Source organism: Actinopolymorpha cephalotaxi (assembly GCF_013408535.1).
Lineage (GTDB): Bacteria > Actinomycetota > Actinomycetes > Propionibacteriales > Actinopolymorphaceae > Actinopolymorpha > Actinopolymorpha cephalotaxi.
On record NZ_JACBZA010000001.1, the window covers coordinates 300,114 to 324,954 of the forward strand.

Genomic DNA, 24,841 nt, shown 5'->3' on the forward strand with positions numbered 1-24,841 from the left:
ATCCGAAGGCTGAGACGACTTGTTCTCGTACCGAGACCACCCGGAGGACCCATGGCACCCCCGCCCATCGCCGACCCGGCCACCTGCCCGCTCCCGGAGCGGACGCCGGTGGAGGGCGGCGAACCAGCGGCTTCCGTGGTCGCCCTGGTCGGCAACCCGCGCCGGAACTCCCGTACTCGCGAGCTCACCGAACACCTCTCCGCCCGGCTGGTGGACGCCCTCGGCCTGCCCGGCACGGCCCTGCGGGTGGTCGACCTGGCGGAGTTCGGCGGCGCGGTCCTCGACGGCAGCCCCGCGGTCGACGAGGCGCTGGCGACCGTCACCTCCGCCTCGGTTCTGGTCGCTGCCACGCCCGTCTACAAGGCGAGCTACACCGGACTGCTGAAGTCGTTCCTCGATCGGCTCGGCGGTGCCGCGCTGCGAGGGGTGGCGGCGGTGCCGATGACCGTGGCCGGCGCCCCGATCCACCGGCTGGTCGCCGACGTTCACCTGCGGCCGCTGCTGGTGGAGCTGGGAGCCAGCACGCCCACCCGGGCGTTCGCGGTGGAGGAGGCCGTGCTCGCCGACCCGGCGGCGGTGGTGGAGGAGTGGGTACTCAGCGAAGCGCCAACCCTGGCCCGGATGCTCCGCGCGGTCGATAGCACGGAGTTCGTCGCCACTCGCTGACGATGCACGAAGGCGCGGGCGGAGGCGGCCCGGATGCGGGCCGGTGAACCGCCTGCACCGCAGCAAGGCCACTCCCAACACTTGGTCGAGTTGTAAATCTTCCAAATTTGCATACCGTGCGGGTATCTTTGGTGCCATGTCGACGTACACGATGACCGATGCCACCCGGCGCACGGCGGAGATGGTGAACGAAGCCCGGTACGGCGGGGAGCCGGTGGTCATCACCGACCACGGCAAGCCGGCCGCGATCGTGATCTCTCCAGAGATGATGGCCCGCTACCAGGCACTCGAGGATGCCGCGGACCTGGCCGAGATCGAGGCGATCAAGTCCAAGGGCCCTGTGTGGGTGAGCAACGAGGACGCGCAGCGTCAGATGAACCAGTGGCTGGACGAGGCTGACGCGGCCGGGGACCAGACCCGGTGAGCAGGGAGCGGCACCTGCTGTTCGAGCAGGGTTACCTCACCGGGTTCAAGGACCTCATCACAACAGACCAGATCATGGCCCGGCGGGTAATGGCGCTGGTCAACTCCCTCGCCAGCGACCCCGAACCAGAAGGCAGCATCCACCTCGGCGGCAGTCTGATCTACCGGCTGCACATCGAGGACTGCCGGGTCATGTACGAGGTGACGGACGACACCGTGCGGGTGTGGTCCCTCGGCAAAGTCCGTCGCTGACGTTTCCCGAGCTGTCAGTTGCCGTGCCACATACGTGCGCCGCCACTCGCTGACAATGCGAGGTTGACGAGGTTTGCGAGGCCGGCCGCGGCCGGCTGACGGACCTTCGGCTCTGCGCGCCCGGGCTCGCAGGTGCGGACACTGGGAGGCACCACCGCGGATTCCGCGGTGGCACGGCCGTACGCCGGGGGCGGCCGTGGTCCGGAGGTGTCGATGGGTTCGGGCGAACAGTCGGGTGAGCGTCCGGGCTCGCGCTCGGACGAACGCCGGACCGAGCTTCCGGGCCAGCGTTCGGACGCTCCGGAGACCGCGCCCGAACAGCCCACCGCGTCCGAACAGCCCACCGTGCCGGACCAGCCCACTACGCCCGAGCAGCCCGCCGTTCGCGAACATCTCACCGTGCCGGACCAGCGGACCGAACTCGACCGGTTGCGCGCCGACCTCGCGAGTGTCCAGGCAGAGGTTGCCTCGGTCCGGGCGGAGGCCGCCGAGGCCCGGGCGGAGGCGGCCCGGATGCGCGCAGGTCAGCCGCCGGCCACCCAGCCGCCGGCTGCCGAGCGGCCGCGTACGCCCGGCCGGTGGCGACTGCCGGTGGCGATCGCGCTGGTGGTGCTGGGCAGCCTGCTCGCACCGCTCGCGGTGGCGGCGGTGTGGGTCAAGACCGAGGTCACCGACACGCAGAAGTACGTCCAGACGGTGGCGCCGCTGGCGAAGGAGCCCGCGGTCCAGCAGGCGGTGGCGACCGAGGCCACCGACGCGATCTTCACCCGCCTGCACGTCAACCGGCTGATCAGCCAGACGGTCACCGCGCTCACCTCGCGCAGCGGGATACCGCCGCTGGTCGCCGACCAGCTCACCGCGCTGATCGGCCCGATGACCTCCGGCATCCACGGCTTCGTCCAGTCCAGGCTGGTCGACGTCGTACGCAGCGACCAGTTCGCGCGGGTGTGGGTGCAGGTGAACACCACCGCCCACCAGCAGATGGTGCAGGTGCTGTCCGGACAGTCGAAGGCGGTGGTCGTGTCCGGCAACACGGTGAAGCTGCAACTGGGGCCGTTCATCGACGTGGCCAAGAAGGATCTGGCCGCCCACGGCCTCGGCATCGTCAACAAACTGCCGAACATCAACCCGAGCATCCCGGTCGCCCAGACCAAGGACCTGGTGAAGGCGCAGAACGCCTACGGGCTGCTCAACCGCCTGGGGGTCGCGCTGCCCGTGCTGGCGGTGGTGTTCCTCGGCCTCGGCGTCTTCCTCGCCCGTGGCCATCGCCGGATGCTGGTCGCCGCCGGCCTCGGACTGGCCGGCGGCATGATCGTGCTGTGGCTGGCGCTGGCCATCGGCCGGACGTTCTATCTGGGCTCGGTGCCGCCGACCGCGCTGCCACCGGACGCGGCCGCGGTGATCTTCGACACCTTCGTCCGCTTCCTGCACACCAACCTGTGGGCCTACTTCGCGCTCGGTCTGGCGGTGGCGTTCGGCGCGTTCATGACCGGGCCGTCGGTGACCGCGACGCGCACCAGGTCGGTGTTCGCCCGCGGCATCGGCTGGCTGCGTACCAGGGCCGAGTCGATCGGGCTGCGCACCGGGCCGGTGGGACCGTGGGTGTACGCCCACCGCACGCTGGTCCGGGTCGCGGTCGTCGTCGTGGCCGCGCTGATCTTCGTGCTGTGGAACGAGCCGACGGCCGTGGTCGTCTGGTGGCTCGCGGTGGCGGTGGGCCTGGCGATGGCCGTGGTGGAGTTCCTCGCCCTCCCCGCGGGCGAGGAAGGCGAGCGAGAGGACGGCCCGGCGGTGCCGGACGCGGCCAGGGCGCGGGGCTAGTCATCAGATGTTTGGTCGATAGGCTGCACCATGCCTTCGCGACGCACCGCCCGCGCCGTTGTCAACGTCGACCTGCCCGGGCCACAGATCAGCAGACACCTGTACGGGCACTTCGCCGAGCACCTCGGCCGCTGCATCTACGGCGGTTTCTACGTCGGGCCGGACTCCGACATCCCCAACGAGGCGGGCATCCGTCTCGACGTGGTGGAGGCGCTGCGCGCGCTGAACATCCCCAACCTGCGGTGGCCGGGCGGCTGTTTCGCCGACGAGTACCACTGGAAGGACGGGATCGGCCCCAAGGACCAGCGGCCCGCGATGGTGAACACCAACTGGGGCGACGTCGAGGAGAACAACCACTTCGGCACGCACGAGTTCATGGCTCTGTGTGAGCTGCTCGGTGCCGAGCCGTACGTCAACGGCAACGTCGGCAGCGGCACCGTCCGCGAGATGAGCGAGTGGGTGGAGTACCTCACCCGCGACGGCGACAGCCCGATGGTGCGCCTGCGCAAGGAGAACGGGCGCGAGGCCCCGTGGCGGGTGCCGTTCTGGGGGATCGGCAACGAGGCCTGGGGCTGCGGCGGCAACATGCGCGCCGAGCACTACGCCGACCTCGCCCGCCGGTACGCCACGTACTGCCGCGACCAGGCCGGCAACAAGCTCTACCGGATCGCCGCCGGCGCCCACGACCGCGACTACGCGTGGACCGAGGCGCTGATGAAGGCGCTCAACCCGCTGGGCTGCACCAACCGGCCGCGGGGCTACTACCAGGGCATCTCCCTGCACTACTACACGCTGGCCGGGCCCTGGCACGCGAAGGGAAGCGCCACCGACTTCACCGAGGACGACTACTACCGCACCCTGGCCTCCGCCAGGGCGATGGACGAGATCCTCGCCGGGCACTCCCGGGTGATGGACTGCTACGACGCGGGCGCCCAGGTAGGCCTCGTGGTCGACGAGTGGGGCACCTGGTGGGACGTCGAGCCGGAGACGAACCCGGGCTTCCTGTTCCAGCAGAACACCTTGCGCGACGCGCTGGTCGCCAGCGTGACGTTCGACATCTTCCACCAGCACGCCCGCCGGGTGGTGATGGCCAACATCGCGCAGACGGTCAACGTGTTGCAGGCGATGCTGCTCACCGACGGGGACGCACTCGTCCGCACCCCGACCTACCACGTGTTCGAGATGAACAAGGGGCACCAGGACGCGCACAACCTGGCGGTGCACCTGTCGACGCAGGGAACGTCGCGGTCCTACGGCGAGAACGACGCCGGCGGCGAACTTGAGACGGTGTCGGTGTCGGCCAGTGTGAAGGACGGCGACCTGCTGGTGTCGTTGACGAACCTCGACGCCAGTGACGCCCTCACTGTCAACTTCGACCTGCGTGGTGGCGCCGTCGCCGAGCTGACCGGCCGGATCCTCACCGCCGAAGCACTGAACGGTCACAACCGGCCCGGAGAGCCGGACGCCGTTGTGCCGAAGGCGTTCGACGGCTTCACCCTGGCCGACCGGGACGCCGGTGCCTTCGGGACCGGCCTGACGGTCGAGCTGCCGCCGCACTCGTTCGTGACCCTCGCGGGCCGGATCGGCTGAGTCACCAGCCTTCCCGGCCGACGGGTGAGCGCCGCACGGAGCGGGTATCGAGCGATGAGTGATCGTCGGTTCGTGACTCGTGGGTGGAGGCGGCGTGGTTGTGTGGTCTCGACGGGCAGGAGGCGCGGGTGCCCGGCTGGTGGCGGCGCTGGCCCTGGTGACGGCGGGGTGCTCGGGGCCGGTCGGCATCCCGGTCGGCCCGAAGGCGTCGCCGTCGTCTCTCCGGGATGCGCCGGCGGCCAGGCCCAGCCCCGTTCGTCCCGCGGTCGAGGTCGAGAACTCCCTGCCCGGGACCACGCGATGGAAGCTTGGCCGGAAGAGCCCGAACGCGGCGATCGAGGGATACGCCGACCGGGTGGCGGTTCGGTCCGGTGAGCCCTTCCGCCTGTTCGTCTCCACGACGGCCGACGGCTACCGGGCGGTGGCGTACCGGATCGGATGGTACGGCGGCACCGGGGGCCGGGAGGTGTGGCGGTCGCCGGCGATGCCTGGGCGCCGGCAGCCGAAGCCGGTCGTGACGCGGCCGCTCAACACCGTGACCGCCGCGGCGTGGAAGCCGTCCATGACGGTCCGGACGACCGGATGGCCGGAGGGCGACTACCTGGTCAAGCTGATCTCGACCGCCGGGTACGAGCGCTACGTCCCCGTCACGGTCCGCTCCACCGACACCTCCGGCAAGGTGGTCCTCGTCAACGCCGTCACCACCTGGCAGGCCTACAACCTGTGGGGCGGGTACGACCTCTACCGCGGGCCGACCGGGTTCGCGGACCGCTCGCGGGCGGTGAGTTTCGACCGGCCCTACGACGACGCCGGCATCTCGCGGTTCACGACCAGCGAGCGGGCCGCGGTCGTGTTCGCGGAGCGGATGAGGCTTCCGCTCGCCTACATCACCGACGTGGAGCTCGCGACGGAGCCGAGACTCCTCACCGGCGCACGCGCGGTGATCAGCCTGGGCCACGACGAGTACTGGTCGAAGGCCATGCGGGACCACGCGATCCGGGCGCGCGACGCGGGCACGAACCTCGCGTTCCTCGGCGCGAACGCGGTCTACCGGCACATCCGGTTCGCGAACACGCCGCACGGTTCGAACCGGCTGGTGGTCTGCTACAAGTCCGTCTCGGAGGACCCGATGCGCAAGCGGGATCCGGCGGACACGACGCAGGACTGGCGGCAGCCACCGAACGCACGGCCGGAGAGCGAACTCACCGGCCTGGCCTACGACTGTTTCCCGGCTGACGCGGCCTTCGTGGTGGTCGACCCGGGGAACTGGTTGTTCGCCGGGACCGGAGTGCGCAAGGGCTCGAGCTTTCCCCACCTGGTGGGCGTGGAGTCCGACCGCCTGGACCTGAGCTATCCGACCCCACGTCCGATCGAGGTCCTGTCCAACTCGCCGGTCCGGTGCGGCACGGAGAGAAGTACCTGGGCCAACTCCGCCTACTACACCACCGACTCGGGGGCGGGAGTGTTCGACACCGGCACCATGAGGTGGGTCCCTGCCCTGGCTCACTCCAAGCACTTCGACGCCCGCACCTGGCGGTTCGTCGAAGGTGTCACGGCCAACCTGCTCAGGGCGTTCGCCGCGGGACCGGCCGGGCGACGCCACCCCGCGCACGACAACGCCGACCGGTACACGCACGGGGGTGGCCGGCAGGCAGGCACGTCGGACTGACCTGCGAGCCGGCCGCCTCGCCGCTCGGTCAGGTGAGGATCTTCGACTTGGCCGCCTGGAACTCCGCCTCGGAGATGTCGCCGTGGTCGCGCAGCTGGGCGAGCTTGCTCAGCTCGTCGGCCTGGCTGGGCACCCGCGCCGTCGTCCGGACGTACTCCTGGACGGCCTGTTCCTGCTGCTGGGCGCGCGCCAGCTCCCGCTCGTTCATCGACCGGCCGCGCGCGATGAGATACACGAAGACGCCCAGGAACGGCAGGATGATGACGAACAGCGTCCAGCCCGCCTTGGCCCAGCCGCCCATGTCGTGGCTGCGGAAGATGTCGCTGATCACCTTCACCAGCAGGAAGATCCACAGGATCCACAGGAACAGCCACAGCATGGTGAGGAATGCGTTGAGAAGTGGGTAATCCATGACGTTCCCCCGAACGAGACCCGTGCACGCACGGCTCCTTCCAGGGTAGGCGTGCGTGGCTCTCCCGCAGGTCAGCTCAGGAGATCACCAGCTGGTCGATGTGCGCGCGCTGCTCGGCGGAGATGTCCACCGGCGAGCCGCTCGCTTCGGTGACCGTGTTGCCGCGTACTTCCAGCCGGGCCAGGTCGGCGAGCTTCGTCCCGATCGGTGTCGGTCCGCCGACCCAGATCCCGGCGTACGGCGTGCGCCGGATCGCGTTACCGGCAAGGAGAATGTCCGCACTGGTGCGCCCGCGCTGCAGGCTGTGCACCGCGATAGCCCCAGGGGTGTGGGAGAGCCGGCCGACGTTGGTGTCGGTGAGCACGTTGCCGGTGACCTCCACCCGGCCGGGCGGGAAGTTGCCGCAGCGGGAGTAGACGTAGACGCCGGCGAGGTAGCTGCGGGACACCGTGTTGCCGGTGACGCTCACGTGGTCGCCGCCGATGACCGCCACTCCGGCGCCTTCCGATGTGGTGGTCACCTGGTTGCCGCGGACGCGGACGTACTGCGGCGCGCACGCGATGCTGCCGAGCCAGCCGAGGTAGATCCCGTGGTCGCGGGCGCCGGTCACGGTGCAGTCGTCGACGACCACCTGCCGGCTGGCCGCGATCTCGATCCCGTGGGTGCCCGCCCGGTCCACGCGAGTGTGGCGGTGCCGCCGACGCCGGTCCGGCGGGCAGCACTCCGGCCGCCGCCGCGGCGATGCCGGTGCCTACCAGGACAGCCCTCAGCCCTCAGCGCTCATCGCCTGGTGGAGCCGGAACCCGTCGCGTGCAGGACGTCCAGCCGATGGCGGTAGTCGTCCTCGTCGATCTCGCCGCGGGCGAAGCGCTCCGCCAGAACGTCGTCCGGGGTCGGCTGCATGGTCGCCCGGGCGGCCGGCGGCGGCGCGTGCGTGTCCGGCGCTTGCGCCTGAGCGGGAATATGCGGCCGTTCACCGCCCGGGCCGGTCTGCGGGCCGTGGCCGGCGTACCGGACCAGTGCCACCACACCGGCGATCACCAGACCCCAGAACACGATCATGCTGACCGTCATGAGCACGTAGCCCCACCAGCCCATGCCACCGCCGTACCAGAACATCGTCGTCTCCGATCACGGACCGACCGTCGACCGCGCACCGGCGACGAGTCGATCCGGTAGGCCCATCGTGGCGCGGCCGAGCACCGGCAGGCAGAGCCGCAGGTCGGACGGCAGCTGCCGAACGACCCCACCCCGGCGCCGCGAGCCCCGGCGAGCGGACCATCGGCGGGCCGGAAGCTCAGCGACGGCGGCGGACGCTGATCGTCCCCGCCAGCAGGCCGAGCGCCCAGGCGATGAGGAGGGCGCCCCACAGCGGCATCGACACCTCAGGCACCAGCAGCCGAACCGTCGTCGTGGCGGTGTTCTCGAAGATGAAGACCAGTGCGATCACCGCGACGACGGCGAACCTCGCCGCCCGCCGGACGCCCGGCCGTGTCCAGAATCCCTGTCGTTCCTCACCTGGCTGTGTACTGTTCACGAGACCCCCCAACCACAGCGGTTGAACGCCTACCTCCAGCCTGCGCGCACTTGCCCGAAAGGACAGGAGATCAGCGGATGGCAACCGCCCGAGGGGTGTGGAGACGACTGACCCGGGTAGGTGTGACCAATTGTGTGCACCCCTGGGTCGCGGCCGAGGTCCGGTCGGCCCGAGGGTGCCGAGATCGAGCGGCGACGAGCCGCGCCCGCGCCGGGTCCGCGCGAATGGTCCCGTTTGGTGTGGGTACGTGCCAGATCGGTTGAGCAGCAGCCGCTGAGTCGAGTTGTACGGGGGAATCGGCTGTGGCAGACCTGACCGCCACCAACCATCCGGAGCCGGCCGCGGAGCCGGCTTCCGACAGACCCGAGGGCCAGGTGCCTGGCCCGGACGGGCCGCGCCCGGCAGCCACCGAGCCGCATCTGGCCGGTCGGCGGGTCGTCCTGATCGACGTGGACGAGGAGAACGAGACCGCCCACTACACGCATGGTCACCGGGCGGCCTCGGACGTCCTGGTCGACCCGGAGGGCGTTCCCGTCGTGGAGGTCGTACCCGAACGCAGTTGGCAGGCGTGGCGGAAACGCGGAACCGGCCGGTGTCCGGAAGCGTTCCCGTGGCCGGCCGACCTGGTGTGGGTCGCCTGAGGCCAAGGACACCCGCGGCCAAGGACACCCGCGACTTCGGTTTGACCTGAAGTGCCGGTGGTACGCACTCCCACACATACGCAAGAAACCGTGCCCGACCCGAATCCGAATGAGGACGAACGCCATGACCGACACCAGGCAACAGAACGTCGTCGACCTGCTGCTGGAGCAGCACGAGCAGATCCGGGATCTCTTCGCGAAGGTGCAGAACGCCCGTGGCAAGCGCAAGGAGGAGCTGTTCAACGACCTGGTACGGCTGCTCGCGGTGCACGAGACCGCCGAGGAGGAGATCGTCCACCCGGCCTCCCGGGAGAAGATCCCGTCGGGTGAGAAGGTCGTCGCGGGCCGGCTGAAGGAGGAGTCGGAGGCGAAGCAGGAGCTCGCCGCCCTCTACGACATGGGTGTGGACCACCCGGACTTCGACGAGAAGCTGGCCGAGCTGGCCGAGGCGGTGACCGCGCACGCCGACCACGAGGAGCGCGAGGAGTTCTCCCAGCTCCGCAAGGTGCTGTCGGAGGACGAGCTGCGCAAGATGGCCGGAGCGGTGCGGGCCGCCGAGGCGATCGCGCCGACCCGTCCGCACCCCTCGGCCGGTGAGTCCGCGGTGGGGAACATGCTGCTCGGCCCGCCGGTCGCGATGTTCGACCGGATGCGGGACGCGGTGCGCGACTGGGGCCGCGCCAACAAGGGCTGACCGCTCGTTCACCCCGTCCCGGTGCCGCCGCGCAGCGCCCGCTGCCAGGCGGCGCCGCGCAACAGGCGGAGGCCGTTGAGGCCGACGATCACCGTCGACCCCTCGTGGCCCGCGACGCCGAGCGGCAGCGGCAGGTCGCCCAGCAGGTCCCAGGCCACCAGGACGGCGATGAACGACGCGGCGATGACGAGGTTGGCGACCACCAGCCGGCGGGCCCGCCGCGCCAACGCGATCACGGCGGGAACGCCGGCGAGTTCGTCGCGGGTCACCACCGCGTCGGCGGTGTCCAGGGCGAGGTCCGATCCGGTGCGCCCCATGGCGATGCCGGTGTGCGCGGTCGCCAGCGCGGGTGCGTCGTTCACGCCGTCGCCGACCAGGCCGACCTTGGTGCCGGAGCCACCGGTGCCGCCGGTGCCGTCGGCCTGGAGTTCGCGTACCGCCGCCACCTTGTCGGCCGGGAGCAGGTCCGCGCGGACGTCGGTGATCCCCACCTCGCCGGCCAGCCGGTGAGCTGCCCGGGCGTTGTCGCCGGTCAGCAACACCGGCGCGGCCCCGGTCAGCTCGGTGAGGTGGGCGACTGCCTCGGCCGCGCCGGGGCGCATCCGATCCGCCAGGGCGAGTACGCCGGCAGGCACGTCGTTCAGGCGTACGACCACCGCGGTGTGTCCCGCGTCCTGGAGCTCGGTCACGACGGCGTGCAGGTCGGCGTGGCCGGACCGCTCGCCGGCCGCCGTGAGGTGGGCGGGACTGCACACCTCGACCGTCGTCTCGTCCACCCGCGCCCGCACGCCGCGGCCGGGTTCGGAGGTGAAGTCCGCCAGCTGCCCGAACGGCAGGCCGGCCGTGCGGGCGGCCCGTACGACGGCCGTGCCCAGTGGGTGTTCGGAGTACTGCTCGGCGGTGGCCGCCAACGCCAGCAGGCGTTCCTCGGTGAGCTCACCACCGGGCAGGACTCGTACGCCGGTCAGGTGCGGACGTCCCTCGGTCAGCGTTCCGGTCTTGTCGAACGCCACCCGGGTGACCGTTCCGAGCTGTTCCATCGCCACCGCCGACTTCACCAGCACGCCGTGCCGTCCGGCGGTAGCGATGGCGGCCAGCAGCGGCGGCATCGTGGCCAGCACGACAGCGCAGGGCGAGGCGACGATCATGAACGTCATCGCGCGCAACAGGCTGTCCTGCAGGGCGACGCCCCACAGCAGCGGCAGTGCGAACAGCGCCACCGTGGCGGCGACCATCGCGACGGAGTAGCGCTGCTCGACCTTCTCGATGAACAGCTGGGTGCGCGCCTTGGTGGCACTGGCCTGCTCGACCATGGCGACGATGCGCGCGATCACGGTCTCCGCCGCCTGCCGGCTCACGCGGACGCGCAGGGCGCCGGTGCCGTTCGACGTACCGGCGAACACCTCGTCTCCTGGGCCCTTGTCCACCGGGATGCTCTCGCCGGTGATGCTCGCCTGGTCGACCGCGCTCGCACCCACGACGACCTGGCCGTCCGCGCCGATCCGCTCGCCGGGACGGACGAGGATCACGTCGCCCACCTCCAGGGTGGCCGCCTCGACCTGCTCCTCGCGGGCGCCGTCGAACGCGTCGCCGCCGGCCACCTCGTCTTCTCGCCCCTCCTCGGCAACCTTCAGCCGGGTGGCGGTTTCGGGGGTGAGGTCCAGCAGCCCGCGTACCGAGTCCTCGGTGCGTTTGGTGGCCACCGCCTCCAGCGCTCCGGAGGTGGCGAAGATGACGATCAGCAGCGCGCCGTCGAAGACCTGGCCGATGGAGGCGGCGCCGATCGCCGCGGCGACCATCAGCAGGTCGACGTCCAGGGTCTTCTCCCGCAGCGCGCGGAGTCCTGCCAGGCCCGGCTCCCAGCCACCGGCTGCGTAGCAGACGAGGTAGAGGCTCCACCACAGCCAGCTCGGCGCGCCCGCCAGCTGGCAGATCCCACCCACGGCGAAGAGCGCGGTCGCGATCACCGCCCAGCGCACCTCCGGCAGCGACCAGGTGCCGTGCCACCAGCGGGACGGCCGGCGGTCCGGCCGGGTCTCCGCGGCGCCGGTGGGGTCGGGTGCCGCTGAGGAGTCGGCGGGGGAGCCGGCGGGGGAGGAGCTCAGGTCGACGGTCACCGCGGCAGCATACCTGCGCATGCACGCAGGTATGCAGGTACGGGGTTAGGCTGGCGGCATGCACGAGTCGCTGCCGGACTTCGACATGCCCAACGACGAGCAGGTCCACCTGGCCGCGGAGTCGTTCCGGCTGCTGTCCGATCCGACCCGGATCCGGATCCTCTGGGCGCTCCTGCAGGGCGAGTCGTCGGTCGCCTGCCTCGCCGAACTCGCCGACGCCACCCCGACCGCGGTCAGCCAGCACCTGGCCAAGCTCCGCCTCGCCGGACTGGTGCGGGGGCGCCGCGAAGGCACCTTCGTCTACTACACCGCCGCCGACGAGCACGTACGCCGGCTGCTCACCCAGGGCCTCTTCCACGCCGACCATCTCGACCGCGACCTGTCCGGCGGCAGCGGCACCGCAGAGCGTGGCGCGGGTCACCGCCACGCCGGCGAGACCTCTCACGCCTGACCGGGGTCCGCGTTCTCGCGTCCTTCGGTCGGGGTCGTGGTCGGGTTCGGGATCGAGCGGAGCACCCACAACGTGCCCGCGCCGAGCAGGTAGCAGACGAACCCGCCGCCGGGCATGCCGAGCAGGTAGGAGCCGGTGCTCGGCGCGAGGCTGTTGGCGAGTAGGCCGGCCATGACCGACAGGAACGCGATGACGGCGAGGACGAGGCGTGGTGCGGGGCGACTCACCGTACGAACGAAACCGTCCGGCAGCCCGCGCGGGACCTCGGTGGGACGGGGACGCGGCCGGGTCTCCAGCCGGCCGAAGACCGCGACCAGCAGGGCCAGCGACGCGGACAGCATCACCAGCCACGGCAGCCGCCACAGCCACCACGAGGCGGTGACCACAGCCGGAGTGGGCAGCAGGTGCGCGGCGGCGAGTACGCCGACGAGCAGCACCACCGCGCTCATGTGCCACAGGAAGATCGTCAGCACCACGGAGTTCACCGCCACCACCGCGAGCCACGGGTTCGGCCGGTGCAACCAGCGTTCGGCGGGTCTGCGCAGCATGAGGACCAGGCCGAGTTGCATGGTCGCGGCGGCGAGCAGGGCGAGCGTGGGCGGAGACGCGTTGTGCGGTTGCTGTCCGGTCACGTCGATCATGCTGACCGCGTAGGGGCCGACGAGGGTCAGCAGCGCCAGCATGCCGAAACCGCCTGCCAGCAGGGGAATCCAGACGCGCGGCGTGTCGGGCAACTGCCCGTCCCGCCAGAAGAAGCCCAGCTGGTGGATCACCAGCCAGCCGAAGAGGAAGTTGCCGGCGGCCATCCACTCCGAGAGCTCCAGTCGCGCCACGTCGCCGAGGGCGACCAGCACCACCAGCACGAGAACGACCCGGAGACCGTACCGCCGGTGCAGGCGGTACATCACCGGCGCCAGCAGGACCACCAGCAGGTACGCGGTGAGGAACCAGAGTGGGATCGATGCCACCCACACCCCGAAGCGGACCAGTCCGGGCGAGAGCCCCAGCCATCGGACCCCGGCCAGGTTCGCCGCCAGGCCGACCACGGCGAGCGTCACGAGCAACCCGGTGGTCGGCCCGACCAGCCGGCCGGTGCGGCCGAGCAACCAGTCGGTGGCGTTCTCGCCCTGGCGGCGATGTGTCTGCAGGGAAGCGGCGTTGGCGTACCCGCCGACCACGAAGAAGATCGGCATAACCTGAGCCACCCACGTGAGCGGGTACGCCCAGGGCATCGAGTCCAGTGCGGAGCGGCCGGTGAGCCGCCCGTGGGCGTCGTAGGTGATGGCGCTGAGCAGCCAGTGCCCGAGGACGACCGCCGTGATCGCGAGCGCCCGCAGCAGATCCACGTACCGCTCGCGCGACGCCGGCGTCTCGTCGGCGAGCTCGCGCAACCTGGTCACAGCTTCGAGCCTAGGGTGACTGCGCGAGGGTCTGCCCGGTGGCGGGAGCCGCGGCTGGAGCAGACTTGGGTACGTATCGGACCTTTCGCGTACGCCGGAAGACCTGACAGAAGGAGCCGTCGTGGCCGTCATCCACCGGGCCGAGATCCGTCCGACCAAGCTGGAACTCCTCGGCGAGTGGCTCCCGAAGCAGTCCTGGTACGCCGGTGACCCGGGGGCTGCGCCGGCCTCCGTGGGGGCGTACCGCTTCGACGACCCGCGCGGCGAGGTGGGCATCGAGACGCTCCTGGTCCGCACCGCCGGCGGTCAGGTGGTGCAGGTCCCGCTGACCTACCGAGGGGCGCCGCTCGCGGGTGGCGAGCCGTTCCTGGTGGGCACGATGGAGCACTCGGTCCTTGGGCAGCGGTGGGTGTACGACGGGTGCGGTGATCCTGTCTACCTGTCCGCCCTGGCCGCGGTGATTCTCGGGCACGCGGTGCAGGCGGAGGAACTCCTCGAGGGCAAGGGCGCCGACGGCCCGCAGCGGCGTACGCCCACCGTCTCGGTCGTGGGGACCGGCGCCCGCGGCATGGCGGTCACGGACGTCGAAGCGGCGAAGGACCTGAACGCGGTGGGGGTTCCGGAGGCGGTCGAGGACCTGGGCGACTCCACCGAGGGCGGGCGCACGGTCGTACGAGCCGCTGGGCTGGAGCTCACGATCGTCCGCCTGGTGGAGCTTCCGGCCGGCGACACCGACGACACCGGCAGCGCCGAGGGCGCCACCGGTGAAGGTGACGGCACCGACCGGGGCGGCGCGCTGCTCGGCGCGTGGACGGACCAGACCCGGCCGGTGCGGTTGGCGACGGCGCGGCGAACCTGACGTTCTCTGCATTCGGAAACCGCCCCGCTCAGGTCGGGTGCGGCCCGAGCGGAGAGCGGTCGCCGACCAGCCACCGATGCCCGTACGGGTCGAAGAACCCACCCTGACGGTGCGGGCCCCACGGCATCTCGTGGTCGCGTACGGGATCGTCGTTGTCCGCCCCCGCGGCGACGGCCCGAGCGACGAAGCCGTCCGGGTCGTCCACGAAGATCTCCACCCGGACCGTCGTCGTGCCGGTCTCGCCCGGAGTCGCCCAGCCGTTCTTCTCCGGCTCGCCGAGGAAGATCGGGGCGCCCTCGACCTCCAGGCCGATGACCGAGCCGAGGTTCCACAGCTCCCGGGCACCGACGGCCCGGGCGTACCACCGTGCGGCGTCGGGAGCGTCGGGCACGGCCAGCATGAGCGAGATGACGGGGCCGGAAGTCTGCGACGTCATGGGGCCTCCAAAGAGAGTGTGCCCGCAGCGTAGACCCGATGACCGACGGTCTGGTTTGCTTCCGATCTCAGGGGATTTCGGCAGAGGAGGCCCGACCGTGAGGATCAGCGAGCCCAGGATCGTCGAACGTCCCGCGCAGCCCTACGTCGCGATCACGGCGTCGGTCCCGATGACCCGGATGGCGGCCACCCTGCCCCCGCTGAACGGCGAGGTGTTCGGCTGGCTCGAGGCGCGCGACATCGCGCCCGCCGGCGCGCCGCTGTGGAAGTACAACGTCATCGACATGGACGGCGACCTGGAGATCGAGGTCGGCGTGCCCGTGGCGGAGAGGGTCGCCGGTGACGACCGGGTCCGCTCCGGGGTTCTTCCGGCCGGCCGGTACGCCACGCTGCGGCATGCCGGCCATCCCGACGAACTGGTCGACGCCACCGGGGCGCTGCTCAGCTGGGCCGACGGCGAGGGCCTTCGCTGGGACGTCGCCGACAGTCCGGCCGGCGAGCGCTGGGCCGCTCGCGTCGAGTTCTACCTGACGGACCCGGACGAGGAGCCGGACCTGAACAGGTGGGAGACCGACCTGGTGTTCAAGCTCGCCGACTGAAGCAGCGTGCGGCTATCGATACAGGCGTACGGCCGCGGCCAGTCGGTCCACGAAGGGACGCCCGAACGCCGAGCTCCCGTCCACGGTGATCACGGCGAGATAGCCGAAGACCCGCCACAGTTCGCGTCGCCGCGCGAAGCCGGGATCGATCGGGGTGATCTCGCGGTAGCCGTCGAAGACCGCCTCCGGGACCGGCGCGAAGTAGTCGACCAGCGCGAGGTCGACCTCCGGGTGCCCGAACGACGGCGCGGGATCGAGCAGCACGGCCCCCGCCACGGCCTCGGCACCGGCGCCGGCCCCGGTGACCGGCGTCAGGAAGTTGTTCTGCTGGGCGTCGCCGTGCGTCAGCGTGGGCTTGGGTTCGGGCCCGCACAGCGCGGGGAACCGGCCGACGAGGCGTTCGACGTCCCGGGCAAGTTCCGGCGGAAGGTGCCCGCTGTCGACCGCCTGCCGCAGCCGGGGGAGCACCCGGCGTTCGGCGTAGAAGTCCGACCAGGAGCCGGTGCCGGATTCAGTGCCGGATTCGGTGTCCGATCTGGAGCCGACCGGACGGTTGTCCTGCCGCAGCGGCCCGAAGAACCCGTCGAACTCGTCCAGACCGAACCGCTGCCCGTGCACCTGGTGCACTGTCGCGAGTGCCCGGCCGATCGAGCGCCACTGCTCGGTCGAGCGCGCGTCCGGGAGCACCTCCGGAATCGCCTCCAGTAACAGCAGCGAGCCGGTGTCAACGCGTACTTGCCCGGCAGCGACCGGGATCGGAGTGGCCACTCCGGCACGCCGTCGCAGCAGCTCCAGACCCCTCAGCTCCGCGGTGAACTGCTCGCTGCCTCCGACTGTCAGGTCCAGCTTGACGAACACCGAGAACGGCTCGCCCCGGACGATTCCGCACGGGTGGGACGCGCGGTCGTCGAGGTCGGCGAAGCCGGTCGCGGTCCAGGCCCGGCCGAGATGGGCGGACGCCGCGGCCTCGACCGCGCGCAGCATCGGGGGAGCGGTGAGCGGATGTGTCGTGGCCATCGACCGGAGCGTACTGCCGCCGTCTCCCGGGGATTGGCCTAGGTTGTCGGGCAGATCGTCGATCCTCGTCGGAAGGAGCCGCGGATGAACCCGGCGGCAGATCTTGGGTCCCTGCGAACCGCGGGCGAGGTGACCGGCCGGATCGTGGCCGGCATCGGTGCGGACCAGTGGGAGGCTCCGACCCCGTGCGCGGACTGGAACGTCCGTGCACTGCTCAACCACCTCGTCGCCGGCAACGTCCTCACCGCGGCGGTCCTCGGAGGTGCGGAGCTTCCGCCGCCGGAGGAACGCGCCCGGCTCGGCCAGGTGGACCGGCTCGGCGACGACCCGCTTGCCGCCGCGCAGCAGTCCGTCGGTGACCTGATCAAGGCGTTCGAACAGCCAGGAGTGCTCGAACGCGTCCACCCGTCGCCCGTGGGGCAGGTCCCCGGTGTCGTTCTCGTGCATCTGCGGACCACCGAACTCCTGGTCCACGGCTGGGATCTCGCCCGGGCGACGGAGCTGTCGGCGGACTTCCCCGAAGCTCTGGCCGAGCAGGAACTGGCGTTCACGAAGGCGAACGTCGGCAGGGCCAGGACCGGGCCGGGTGGGCCGTTCGGCGCCTCGCAACCGGTCGCCGAGGATGCCCCGGCGATCGACAGACTCGCCGCACTACTCGGCCGCAGCGTGGCGTTTCGCTGACGCCCTACCGCGACCCGCGCGGGTAACATGCGGCAATTGCGTGATGCAGTTCCGTAACAGGGGAGTTCTATCCGACCGCCGGCAGCGAGCCCCAGTTTGTCGCCGACGGTGACTTCGACGGTGACGGCGCCCTCGACCTGGTGACCGCGGACTCGATCAGGTGGTCGGCAACTTCGGCTCTGACTCGGTGTCGGTCCTTCTCGGCACCGGCACCGGAAGCTTCGGCACGGCGACCAACTTCACGATGGGCACCGGTCCGCAGGGCGTGGTGGTCCGGGACTTCAACCGGGACGGCAACCTCGACCTCGCGACGTCGAACTTCACCAGCAGCACCGTGACACTTCGGCTGGGCACCGGCACCGGAAGCTTCGGCTCGGTCTCCACCTTCGGCCTGAACGGCGGGACCAGCCCCTCCGGACTCTCCAGCGGCACCGTCAAGCATTCGGTCGGCGGGACGCTCACCTTCCCGGACAAGAACGGGATGTGGGGCTCCCGGCATCGTTCGGCACGCCACTCCCGATGGCCCTGTCGGTGTCTGGCGGACTCGCCGCGGTCGCCCTCCTCTTCATCGCCGGAACGGTCTTGCTCCGGCTCCGCAGGCGCCGAGCCAGGCCGTCGCCGCCCGTATAGCCGCACACCATCCGCGTACGCCACGGCCTGCCGCTGCTCGAAACCAGCCTCGGCAGGCCGTGCAATAGTTGACCATGGCGCTTCCGGCGGACACGCACGTGCACAGCGAGTACTCCTGGGACACCGGCGGTCCGGACTCGGCGGCGGCCGGGACCATGGAGCGGACCTGTCAACGGGCAGTGCAGATAGGGCTTCCGGCGGTCGTGTTCACCGAGCACCTGGACTTCGTGGGCTGGGTGGCCGACCCCGGGGACGAGGTCGACCACGTGCGGAAACTCATCGATCCGGACGGGATGCTGGTCCCTCCGCCACTGGACGTCGACGGCTACCTCGAGTCCGTCGAGCGCTGCCGGAACGGATTTCCCGGCCTGCAGATCCTCACCGGGGTGGAGTTCGGGCAACCGCACCTGGACGAGGAGGCGGCCGCGCGGGTGCTGGACGTGTCGAAGCTGGATCGTGTCAACGGCTCCTTGCACACGCTGGTCGTCGACGGCCATCGGCACGAGCCGTCCACCCTGTATCGCAGGTGGCCGGCGGACAAGGTGATTTGGGAGTACGTCGCCGAGGTGCCTCGCATGGTCGGCGGTTCGGACACGTTCGAGGTGCTCACCCACATCGACTACGCCGTTCGCTACTGGCCTGTGCAGGAGGCGGGACCGTTCGACCCGAGGCGGTTCGAGGACGGCTTCCGGCAGGCGATGCGGGCGCTGGCCGACAGCGGGCGTGCGCTGGAGATGAACGTCGGTGGCCCGCTGCGTCCGTGGATTCCGCAGTGGTGGAGTGAGGAGGGCGGACAGGCAATCACCTTCGGCAGTGACGCACACGAGCCCCGCGCACTCGCGAACAACTTCCCCGAGGCCATGGCCATGGTCGAGCACTTCGGCTTCCGCCCGGGCCGCCGGCCGGCGGACTTCTGGACCCGGTGACCATGGCGGAGGAGTCCGCGAGGATCGAGCTCAGCCTGGCCGAGCTTCGGGAGGTCGCCGGTTACGCGGCGGCGTGCGCACTGCCCGCGTTGGCGATCTTCGAACCTGCACGACCGGATGACCAACGACCTCGTGATGCGATCGAGGCGGCACAGGCGTTCGCGGACGGGGCCGAACGCACCAAGGTGCTGCGTGACAACGCCTGGGCGGCCCAGCGTGCGGCCACGGAGGCGCGGGACGCGGGACAGGCCGCGGCGAGTGAAGCCGCACGCGCGGCGCTCGCCGCGGCAGGTGCGGCGTACCTCCACCCGTTGGCGAAGGCCACGCAGATCAAGCACATTCTCGGATCCGCCGCCCATGCCGCTCGCGCGTTCGAGCTGTCGGCCGGAGACGCTCCCGCTGTCGGAGCCGACCACCTCGCACAGGCTCGGTCTCTCGCAAGCCCCGCCGTGGTGGACGTACTGCGGCGTTATCCGCCTGCTCCGCGAGGCGGCGGCCGGGTCGGTGAGCTGATCCGTGAGCTGGATGCGGAACTCCGCGCAAGCCACGGTTGACGCCGCACCTCAGCCGCGCCGGTCCCACCAGTCGAGCACTCGGGACGCCCGCAGCGTGTTCCATCTGCTCGGCCGGCCGTCGCCGCCCTCGAACCGGAAGTGCACCGCCCCGGGGTGGGTGTTCTCCAGCAGCCAGGTGCCGTCGTCCCGGCGCTTGGACCGTACGACCTCGATCGCCTCACCGAGCCGCGGATCCCTGACGCCGGCCGCGCGGAAGTATTCCAGCCCGCGCAGGACGTCGTAGTGCCACCTGGTCGGGAACGAGAACGTCAGCCAGGCATCGTCGGCCACCTCGCCCGTGCTCCTACGGCGGAACAGCGAGCGGTCGAGCAGGTACTCCTCACCGCCGCGGCGCGCGGCCCTCGTCTCCGGCGTACCGCCGCGCGCTCGTTCGTACTCCAGCAGTCCCTCGAGCACGCAGATCGTGGAGTGGAACGACGAGACCGTGGCGCCGTTCTCGGTCCAGCAATTCCATCCGCCGTCGGCGAGCTGGTCTGCCAGCAGGCGCGCGACGACCTTGCTCACGTCGGCGCCGAAGTAGGCGCCGAGGGTGACCGTGCGGCCGTTGATGCAGGGCTCCACCTCGCCGTCGAAGAACGGCGCGCCGTCGTACTCCCAGCGGCAGTTCGCGGCGACCTGCGAGGTCATTTCGCGGGCGGCCTCGGTGGTCGGGTCCAGGCCGAAGTCGTACAGCTCCATCATGGCCGGCAGTGTCGATGTCCACGGTTGGCTGCCTTCCGCCGGCGGGCCGCCACGACCAGGGAAGCATGCGCCGCCCATCCACTGGCCGTCCGGGTCGCGGGCGGCCAGCAGTTGGGCGCCCCAGCCCTCGCTCGCCACCCGGGCACGTTCCGCGGCCACGGCGCCGTCAGGCGCATCCGTGAGATCCCGCATGACCTGCCAGCGGATCGCGGGGTCGGAGTCGAGCAGCCAGTCGATCGGCGGAGTTCTCTCGTTCATGCCGGACAAAGTAGTGCCGGTCCCGGACGTCGTCCTGCCGGAATCGAGACGGTCGTCAGTCCCCGACATCTCGCAGTGAGGTGGGGGAGAGGAACGGCCGGAGCAGGCCGCCGTCGCCGACGTCCGGTGTCCGCCGCGCGATCCCGGCCAGCAGGTCGGCCACCTGAACCCGCGGGTCGTCCCGGGAGTCCACGCTCACCAGACCGGCCAGCGGTGAAGTCCTGGCCGACAGTGCCACGGCTTCCTCGTCGTCGTCTGCCGGGTGATCGCCGCCGTACGCGAGCATCAGCTGCAGACGCCGCAATCGGCCCGCCGTCAGGGCACTCTGCTCGTCGTGGATCACCAGCACCCGCCGCCGGCCGCCGCTCCAGAAAAGCACCGTCTCGGCCAGCGCCGGCAGCATCGGCTCCAGCGGCGGTGGGATCGAGCGGTCGTCGCGGGCCAGCCGGGCCAGGATCTCCTCCACCCGCGTACGGGTGAGCCCGTCGAGAACCGCATCGGCCTGCGCGCCGAGCCCGGCTGCGGCGAGTGAGTCGCGCGCGGAGAAGAAGCGTTCCAGGGCGCCGCGATCCGGTTGGTGCCGTCTTTTCGTACGGACGAGCCTGACGAAGGCGGCGAGGAAGTTGCCCCAGTCGCGACCGCCCCGCCGTCCCGCCCGGTAGAGGGCGAGGGCGGCCGGGCGGTGCGCCTGGCTCAGCCGCGTACCCGCCGCGTAGGTGGGCTCGACCAGGAACAGGTCGACGATGCGGGTGACGAGGAAGTACTCCTTGTCGACCAGGAGGACGTGCGCCCGGCCGCTCAGCTCCGTCAGCAACCACTCCAGCGCCTCACCCGAACGAGGGCTGCGCAGGAACCTCCCGGACTTGAACTCGTTGAGTGACCATCTGGATCCGGATCGCAGTACGCCAAGGAGATCGCCCGCCTCGCCGACGCTCAGGTCGACGCTGGCGTGGGTGAACAGCGGGGTGACCGTGTCCAGCAGGTTGGTGCCGGAGAACCCGGACTCGTCGCAGGCGATCTCCACGACGGCGCCGCCGGCCCCTTCGGCCGGCGGGAGCCCGCCCTGTGGGGGGAGCCGCTGGTCCTTCAGCACGTGGACCATGGTCGCCTGCCCGGGCGCTTCGCACCATCGAATTGGCCCCGCGCTCTGATCAATTTGCACCAAGTGCAAGTTGATGATTACCGTGGCGCCATGACCGGGACCAGGGTGGACGGACGCAGCGTCCTGCGAGAGCAGCGCCGCGACGCGATCCTCGCCTCGACCCGAGAGCTGGCGATGACGAGCGGTCCCGGCGGATTCACCGTCGATGAGGTCGCGGCCTCGGCCGGAGTGTCGCGGCGCACCGTCTTCAACCACTTCCCGACGTTCGAGGGCCTGCTCGTGGCCGTGTGTGAGCAGGTGCTTGCCCAGGTCGCCGACCAGTTGCTGCGCGCCATCGACGCGAACCTCGCGAGCCTGCCCGTGGACTCGGCCCGGCACGTCGCCGCCCTCGACGGGCTGTGCGCGGCGTTGCGCGACACGGACCTGCCGACCGCGATGACCACCATCGTCGGCATCGTCGGCGAGGACCACGACGAACAACCGCGCGGGCAGGCGATTTCCCAGGCCGCCCTGGACCACGTCGGTCAGCGGCTCGTCTCGCAGGTGCAGGCCCATGTCCCCGACATCGACGCGGTGGTGCTGGGCCTGACGGTGGCGTTCCTCATGAACGGCATCGGCGTCATCGCCCGCCGATGGGTCCAGGAGTACGCGGCCAAGGTGACGCCGGCGTCCCGGCGGGCGTGGCGCGGTTACATGACGCGCCTGACCGACCAGCTCGCCGGTGGATACCGGGACTCGATTCAGCGCGGCCCTCGGTGACCCCCGCCCGAAGCCGGCCCGCGTACATGCTCCATCGAAAGGAACCGAAAGCAGCGCCATGGCTGAGCTCCTCTATCGCGTAGGGCGATTCGCCGCGCGGTGCCACTGGAGCGTGGTCGGAATCTGGGCGGCCGTGATGCTGCTCGGACTCGGGACGTTCGCGGCGTTCTCGGGCACCATCTCCTCGGCCATCTCCATTCCGGGTACGCCGACCGGCAAGGTCACCGACCAGCTCGCCCGCGACTTCAAGGGTGCAAGTGGAGGCTCCGGAAGCGTGGCGTTCACGACCGTCGACGGCAGGGCGTTCAGCCGGGAACAGCGAAACGGCATCGCCGGCCTCCTCGAGCGGATCTCCCGCGTCGACGGGGTGCGAGGCGTCACCAATCCCTTCGACACCCAGGCGCAGCTCGACAGCGGCAAGGCCGAACTCGCCACCGGCACCCGGAAACTCACGCAGGGAAAGGACGCGCTCGCCAAGGGCCTGGAGCAGCTGAAGGCGGCGCAACGGCAGCTTGACGCGCAGCGTGAGCAGGCAGCGGGCAAGGGAACGCCGGACAAGGTGAAGCAGCGGCTGGCCGCCGAGCAGGAGAAGCTCGACCAGAACAAGCGGCAGCTCCAGCAGCAGAGCGCCAAGCTCGACGGGCAGGCCGCGGGGCTGCAGTCCGCGACCCAGGTCGCGGAACTCTCCTCGGGATTCCGGTTCGTCTCCAAGGATCGTGCTGCCGCGGTCGGGACCGTGAGCTTCGAGCAACCCACCACCGAGGTGCCGGCCGAGGTCAAGACGGAGATCGAGGACCTCGTCGACGCCGCCGGCATCACGGGCACCAAGGCCCTGCTGTCACAGGACATTTCCCAGGCCGTGCCCTCCGTGCTCGGGCCCGGGGAGGTTGCCGGCGTCATCGTCGCCGCGATCGTGCTGGTCCTCATGCTGGGTACCGCCATCGGTGCCGTGCTGCCACTGGCCAGCGCGATCCTCGGGGTGGGGGTCGCCACCCTCGCCGCGATGTCGTTCTCCGGGCTGGTCGACTTCCAGTCCGTCACCCCCGTGCTGGGCGTGATGCTCGGACTCGCGGTCGGCATCGACTACTCCCTGTTCATCCTCAACCGGCATCGCAACCAGCTCCGGCAGGGCATGGACCTGCACGAGTCCATCGGCCTGGCCAACGGCACCTCCGGCAACGCCGTCGTCTTCGCCGGCGCCACTGTCGTCGTGGCCCTGCTGGCGCTGAACATCACCGGCATCCCGTTCCTGGGGTTGATGGGCACCGTCGGCGCCGGTGCGGTGCTCGTCGCCATCCTCGTCGCCACGACCTTCACCCCCGCCGTACTCTCCCTGGTCGGCATGCGCGTGCTGCGTAAGAGGGAACGCGCCGCACTCCGGCCGGGCGCGGCGTCGACGAGCCGGCGGAACCCGAACGTCGACGCGAAGGGACCCAGACATCGCCGCGCCGACGGCACCCACTCCGGCGCGGACCGGCCGATGAGCACTCGTCGTGCGATCCTCGCAGTGGTGATCGGCATCGGTGCCCTGGCCGTCGTCGCGCTACCCGCCCTGCAGATGCGGCTCGGGCTTCCGGACGGGGCCAGCCAGCCCGAGGACTCCCAGGCGTACCAGGCGTACGAGGTCCAGGCGAAGAAGTTCGGCGACGGCTTCAATGGCCCTCTGCTCGTCGTGGCCAACCTTCCCCACGCTGTCGACGAGACGACCCGGACGGCCGAACAGGCCACGGTCGGGAAGGCCATCCAAGACAAGGGCGACGTGCGGGCGGTCGTGCCGATCGGTGTGTCCGACGACGGCACCGAACTCGCCTTCCAGGTCATCCCCACCGGCGGGCCCAACAGCGAGTCCACCGCCGACCTGGTGCAGGGACTGCGAGAGCTTCGACCGGACACCGCTCAGGGCGGCAGCGCCACGCTCGGGGTCGCCGGGAACGCCAGCGCCAACATCGACGTGTCGCAGAAGCTCTCCGACGCCCTGCCGGTCTACCTCGTGCTGGTGGTCGGGCTGTCGTTCCTGATCCTCATCCTGGTCTTCCGCTCGCTGCTCGTTCCCCTGACCGCGACGATCGGATTCGTTCTCTCGCTGCTGGGCGCCTTCGGCGGAATCACCGCGATCTTCCAGCTGGGCTGGGTTTCCAGCCTGTTCGGCGTCCACTCGCCAGGTCCGATCCTGAGCTTCCTGCCCATCATCCAGACCGGCATCCTGTTCGGCCTGGCGATGGACTACCAGCTCTTCCTCGTGTCCGGGATGCGGGAGGCCTACGCCCACGGCGCCCCGGCCAAGGTTGCCGTACGACGCGGCCTGCACGCCGGGCGCAGCGTGGTCACCGCGGCGGCCATCATCATGATCTCGGTGTTCGCGGGCTTCATCTTCTCCCACGACACCACCATCAAGCCGATCGGCTTCGGTCTCGCGTTCGGCGTCCTCCTGGATGCCTTCGTGGTAAGGATGCTGATCATCCCCGCCGCCATGCATCTCATCGGTGACAAGGCCTGGTGGATCCCGCGCTGGCTGGACCGCATCCTGCCCGACGTCGACGTCGAGGGTGCGAAGCTCGAACGCACGCACCCGGTCTCACACCACCCGGCCGACGTCGTCCCGGCGCCGGCCCCGACGAACACGAGCACGTGACGCCGAGGCGACCC

Annotated in this window: 26 protein-coding genes and 1 pseudogene; 17 read left to right on the forward strand and 10 right to left on the reverse strand. The window is 70.7% G+C overall.

Annotated elements, in window-relative coordinates:
• The first annotated feature begins 51 nt into the window (after positions 1-51).
• The 6 genes from FHR37_RS01265 to FHR37_RS01290 all read left to right on the forward strand — a co-directional run bounded on the left by FHR37_RS01265 (position 52) and on the right by FHR37_RS01290 (position 6,421).
• Positions 52-666, forward strand: a complete 615-nt coding sequence (locus FHR37_RS01265; RefSeq protein ID WP_092881308.1) for an NADPH-dependent FMN reductase — start codon at positions 52-54, stop codon at positions 664-666.
• A gap of 136 nt (positions 667-802) precedes the next feature.
• On the forward strand, positions 803-1,090 hold the full coding sequence (locus FHR37_RS01270) for a type II toxin-antitoxin system Phd/YefM family antitoxin (protein WP_092881310.1): 288 nt from the start codon (positions 803-805) through the stop codon (positions 1,088-1,090).
• Positions 1,087-1,341, forward strand: a complete 255-nt coding sequence (locus tag FHR37_RS31140) for a type II toxin-antitoxin system RelE family toxin (protein WP_092881312.1) — start codon at positions 1,087-1,089, stop codon at positions 1,339-1,341. Before FHR37_RS01270 ends, FHR37_RS31140 begins: the two co-directional genes overlap by 4 nt.
• A gap of 213 nt (positions 1,342-1,554) precedes the next feature.
• Positions 1,555-3,162 carry a hypothetical protein gene (locus FHR37_RS01280; RefSeq protein WP_139238824.1) on the forward strand — a complete coding sequence of 536 codons (1,608 nt, stop codon included), beginning with the start codon at positions 1,555-1,557 and terminating at the stop codon, positions 3,160-3,162.
• 30 nt (positions 3,163-3,192) lie between these two features.
• A complete protein-coding gene (locus FHR37_RS01285; RefSeq protein ID WP_092881316.1) occupies positions 3,193-4,752 on the forward strand; it encodes an alpha-N-arabinofuranosidase in 1,560 nt (519 codons plus the stop codon).
• 94 nt (positions 4,753-4,846) lie between these two features.
• Positions 4,847-6,421, forward strand: a complete 1,575-nt coding sequence (locus FHR37_RS01290; RefSeq protein ID WP_237768587.1) for a N,N-dimethylformamidase beta subunit family domain-containing protein — start codon at positions 4,847-4,849, stop codon at positions 6,419-6,421.
• A 28-nt stretch (positions 6,422-6,449) separates the two neighbouring features.
• On the opposite strand, the gene FHR37_RS01295 is transcribed toward FHR37_RS01290, so the two are convergent.
• From FHR37_RS01295 to FHR37_RS01310, 4 genes are all read right to left on the reverse strand, one after another.
• Positions 6,450-6,833, reverse strand: a complete 384-nt coding sequence (locus FHR37_RS01295; protein WP_092881318.1) for an SHOCT domain-containing protein — start codon at positions 6,831-6,833, stop codon at positions 6,450-6,452.
• Positions 6,834-6,909: 76 nt separating this feature from the next.
• Complete coding sequence (locus FHR37_RS01300; protein WP_092881320.1) at positions 6,910-7,512, reverse strand: right-handed parallel beta-helix repeat-containing protein; 603 nt, start codon at positions 7,510-7,512, stop codon at positions 6,910-6,912.
• Between the two features lie 101 nt (positions 7,513-7,613).
• Positions 7,614-7,952 carry an SHOCT domain-containing protein gene (locus FHR37_RS01305; RefSeq protein WP_092881322.1) on the reverse strand — a complete coding sequence of 113 codons (339 nt, stop codon included), beginning with the start codon at positions 7,950-7,952 and terminating at the stop codon, positions 7,614-7,616.
• Positions 7,953-8,130: 178 nt separating this feature from the next.
• Entirely contained in the window at positions 8,131-8,370 is a 240-nt protein-coding gene (locus tag FHR37_RS01310) for a LapA family protein (RefSeq protein WP_092881324.1), read from the reverse strand.
• Between the two features lie 302 nt (positions 8,371-8,672).
• Between FHR37_RS01310 and FHR37_RS01315 the strand changes: the two genes are divergently transcribed.
• Positions 8,673-9,011 (forward strand): hypothetical protein, encoded by a 339-nt coding sequence (locus FHR37_RS01315; protein ID WP_092881326.1) that lies wholly within the window; start codon positions 8,673-8,675, stop codon positions 9,009-9,011.
• Between the two features lie 124 nt (positions 9,012-9,135).
• Positions 9,136-9,705 carry a hemerythrin domain-containing protein gene (locus FHR37_RS01320; protein ID WP_092881328.1) on the forward strand — a complete coding sequence of 190 codons (570 nt, stop codon included), beginning with the start codon at positions 9,136-9,138 and terminating at the stop codon, positions 9,703-9,705.
• A gap of 8 nt (positions 9,706-9,713) precedes the next feature.
• Here FHR37_RS01320 and FHR37_RS01325 read toward each other — a convergent pair whose 3' ends face one another.
• Entirely contained in the window at positions 9,714-11,822 is a 2,109-nt protein-coding gene (locus tag FHR37_RS01325) for a heavy metal translocating P-type ATPase (protein WP_275936392.1), read from the reverse strand.
• 58 nt (positions 11,823-11,880) lie between these two features.
• Between FHR37_RS01325 and FHR37_RS01330 the strand changes: the two genes are divergently transcribed.
• A complete protein-coding gene (locus FHR37_RS01330; RefSeq protein ID WP_092881332.1) occupies positions 11,881-12,273 on the forward strand; it encodes an ArsR/SmtB family transcription factor in 393 nt (130 codons plus the stop codon).
• On the opposite strand, the gene FHR37_RS01335 is transcribed toward FHR37_RS01330, so the two are convergent.
• Positions 12,264-13,673, reverse strand: a complete 1,410-nt coding sequence (locus tag FHR37_RS01335; protein ID WP_092881334.1) for an acyltransferase family protein — start codon at positions 13,671-13,673, stop codon at positions 12,264-12,266. The two genes, FHR37_RS01330 and FHR37_RS01335, sit on opposite strands and share 10 nt — an antisense overlap.
• A 121-nt stretch (positions 13,674-13,794) precedes the next feature.
• Here FHR37_RS01335 and FHR37_RS01340 point away from each other — a divergent pair, with 121 nt between their 5' ends.
• Positions 13,795-14,532, forward strand: coding sequence for a CG0192-related protein (locus FHR37_RS01340; RefSeq protein WP_092881336.1), 738 nt, complete (start codon positions 13,795-13,797; stop codon positions 14,530-14,532).
• Between the two features lie 28 nt (positions 14,533-14,560).
• On the opposite strand, the gene FHR37_RS01345 is transcribed toward FHR37_RS01340, so the two are convergent.
• The gene (locus tag FHR37_RS01345; protein ID WP_092881338.1) at positions 14,561-14,968 is read right to left on the reverse strand and encodes a VOC family protein; all 408 of its coding nucleotides are present in this window, start codon (positions 14,966-14,968) and stop codon (positions 14,561-14,563) included.
• Positions 14,969-15,065: 97 nt separating this feature from the next.
• Between FHR37_RS01345 and FHR37_RS01350 the strand changes: the two genes are divergently transcribed.
• Positions 15,066-15,566, forward strand: a complete 501-nt coding sequence (locus tag FHR37_RS01350; RefSeq protein WP_237768588.1) for a GyrI-like domain-containing protein — start codon at positions 15,066-15,068, stop codon at positions 15,564-15,566.
• Between the two features lie 12 nt (positions 15,567-15,578).
• Here the strand turns inward: FHR37_RS01350 and FHR37_RS01355 are convergent, their stop codons facing one another.
• The gene (locus FHR37_RS01355) at positions 15,579-16,583 is read right to left on the reverse strand and encodes a fructosamine kinase family protein (protein ID WP_092881342.1); all 1,005 of its coding nucleotides are present in this window, start codon (positions 16,581-16,583) and stop codon (positions 15,579-15,581) included.
• An 84-nt stretch (positions 16,584-16,667) separates the two neighbouring features.
• On the opposite strand from FHR37_RS01355, the gene FHR37_RS01360 reads away from it, so the two are divergent.
• The 4 genes and pseudogenes from FHR37_RS01360 to FHR37_RS01375 all read left to right on the forward strand — a co-directional run bounded on the left by FHR37_RS01360 (position 16,668) and on the right by FHR37_RS01375 (position 19,374).
• The gene (locus FHR37_RS01360) at positions 16,668-17,264 is read left to right on the forward strand and encodes a TIGR03086 family metal-binding protein (RefSeq protein ID WP_092881344.1); all 597 of its coding nucleotides are present in this window, start codon (positions 16,668-16,670) and stop codon (positions 17,262-17,264) included.
• Between the two features lie 187 nt (positions 17,265-17,451).
• A pseudogene (locus FHR37_RS33405) lies at positions 17,452-17,514 on the forward strand (hypothetical protein); the annotation flags it as partial.
• A 454-nt stretch (positions 17,515-17,968) separates the two neighbouring features.
• On the forward strand, positions 17,969-18,820 hold the full coding sequence (locus tag FHR37_RS01370; RefSeq protein ID WP_092881348.1) for a PHP domain-containing protein: 852 nt from the start codon (positions 17,969-17,971) through the stop codon (positions 18,818-18,820).
• A gap of 2 nt (positions 18,821-18,822) precedes the next feature.
• A complete protein-coding gene (locus FHR37_RS01375; RefSeq protein WP_092881350.1) occupies positions 18,823-19,374 on the forward strand; it encodes a putative immunity protein in 552 nt (183 codons plus the stop codon).
• A gap of 9 nt (positions 19,375-19,383) precedes the next feature.
• Here FHR37_RS01375 and FHR37_RS01380 read toward each other — a convergent pair whose 3' ends face one another.
• Both FHR37_RS01380 and FHR37_RS01385 read right to left on the reverse strand, forming a co-directional pair.
• Complete coding sequence (locus tag FHR37_RS01380; protein ID WP_092881352.1) at positions 19,384-20,334, reverse strand: hypothetical protein; 951 nt, start codon at positions 20,332-20,334, stop codon at positions 19,384-19,386.
• Positions 20,335-20,389: 55 nt separating this feature from the next.
• Positions 20,390-21,436 carry a hypothetical protein gene (locus tag FHR37_RS01385; RefSeq protein ID WP_092881354.1) on the reverse strand — a complete coding sequence of 349 codons (1,047 nt, stop codon included), beginning with the start codon at positions 21,434-21,436 and terminating at the stop codon, positions 20,390-20,392.
• 90 nt (positions 21,437-21,526) lie between these two features.
• Here FHR37_RS01385 and FHR37_RS01390 point away from each other — a divergent pair, with 90 nt between their 5' ends.
• Both FHR37_RS01390 and FHR37_RS01395 read left to right on the forward strand, forming a co-directional pair.
• Positions 21,527-22,195, forward strand: a complete 669-nt coding sequence (locus FHR37_RS01390; protein ID WP_092881356.1) for a TetR/AcrR family transcriptional regulator — start codon at positions 21,527-21,529, stop codon at positions 22,193-22,195.
• 58 nt (positions 22,196-22,253) lie between these two features.
• A complete protein-coding gene (locus FHR37_RS01395) occupies positions 22,254-24,827 on the forward strand; it encodes an MMPL family transporter (RefSeq protein ID WP_092881358.1) in 2,574 nt (857 codons plus the stop codon).
• Positions 24,828-24,841: the final 14 nt, after the last annotated feature.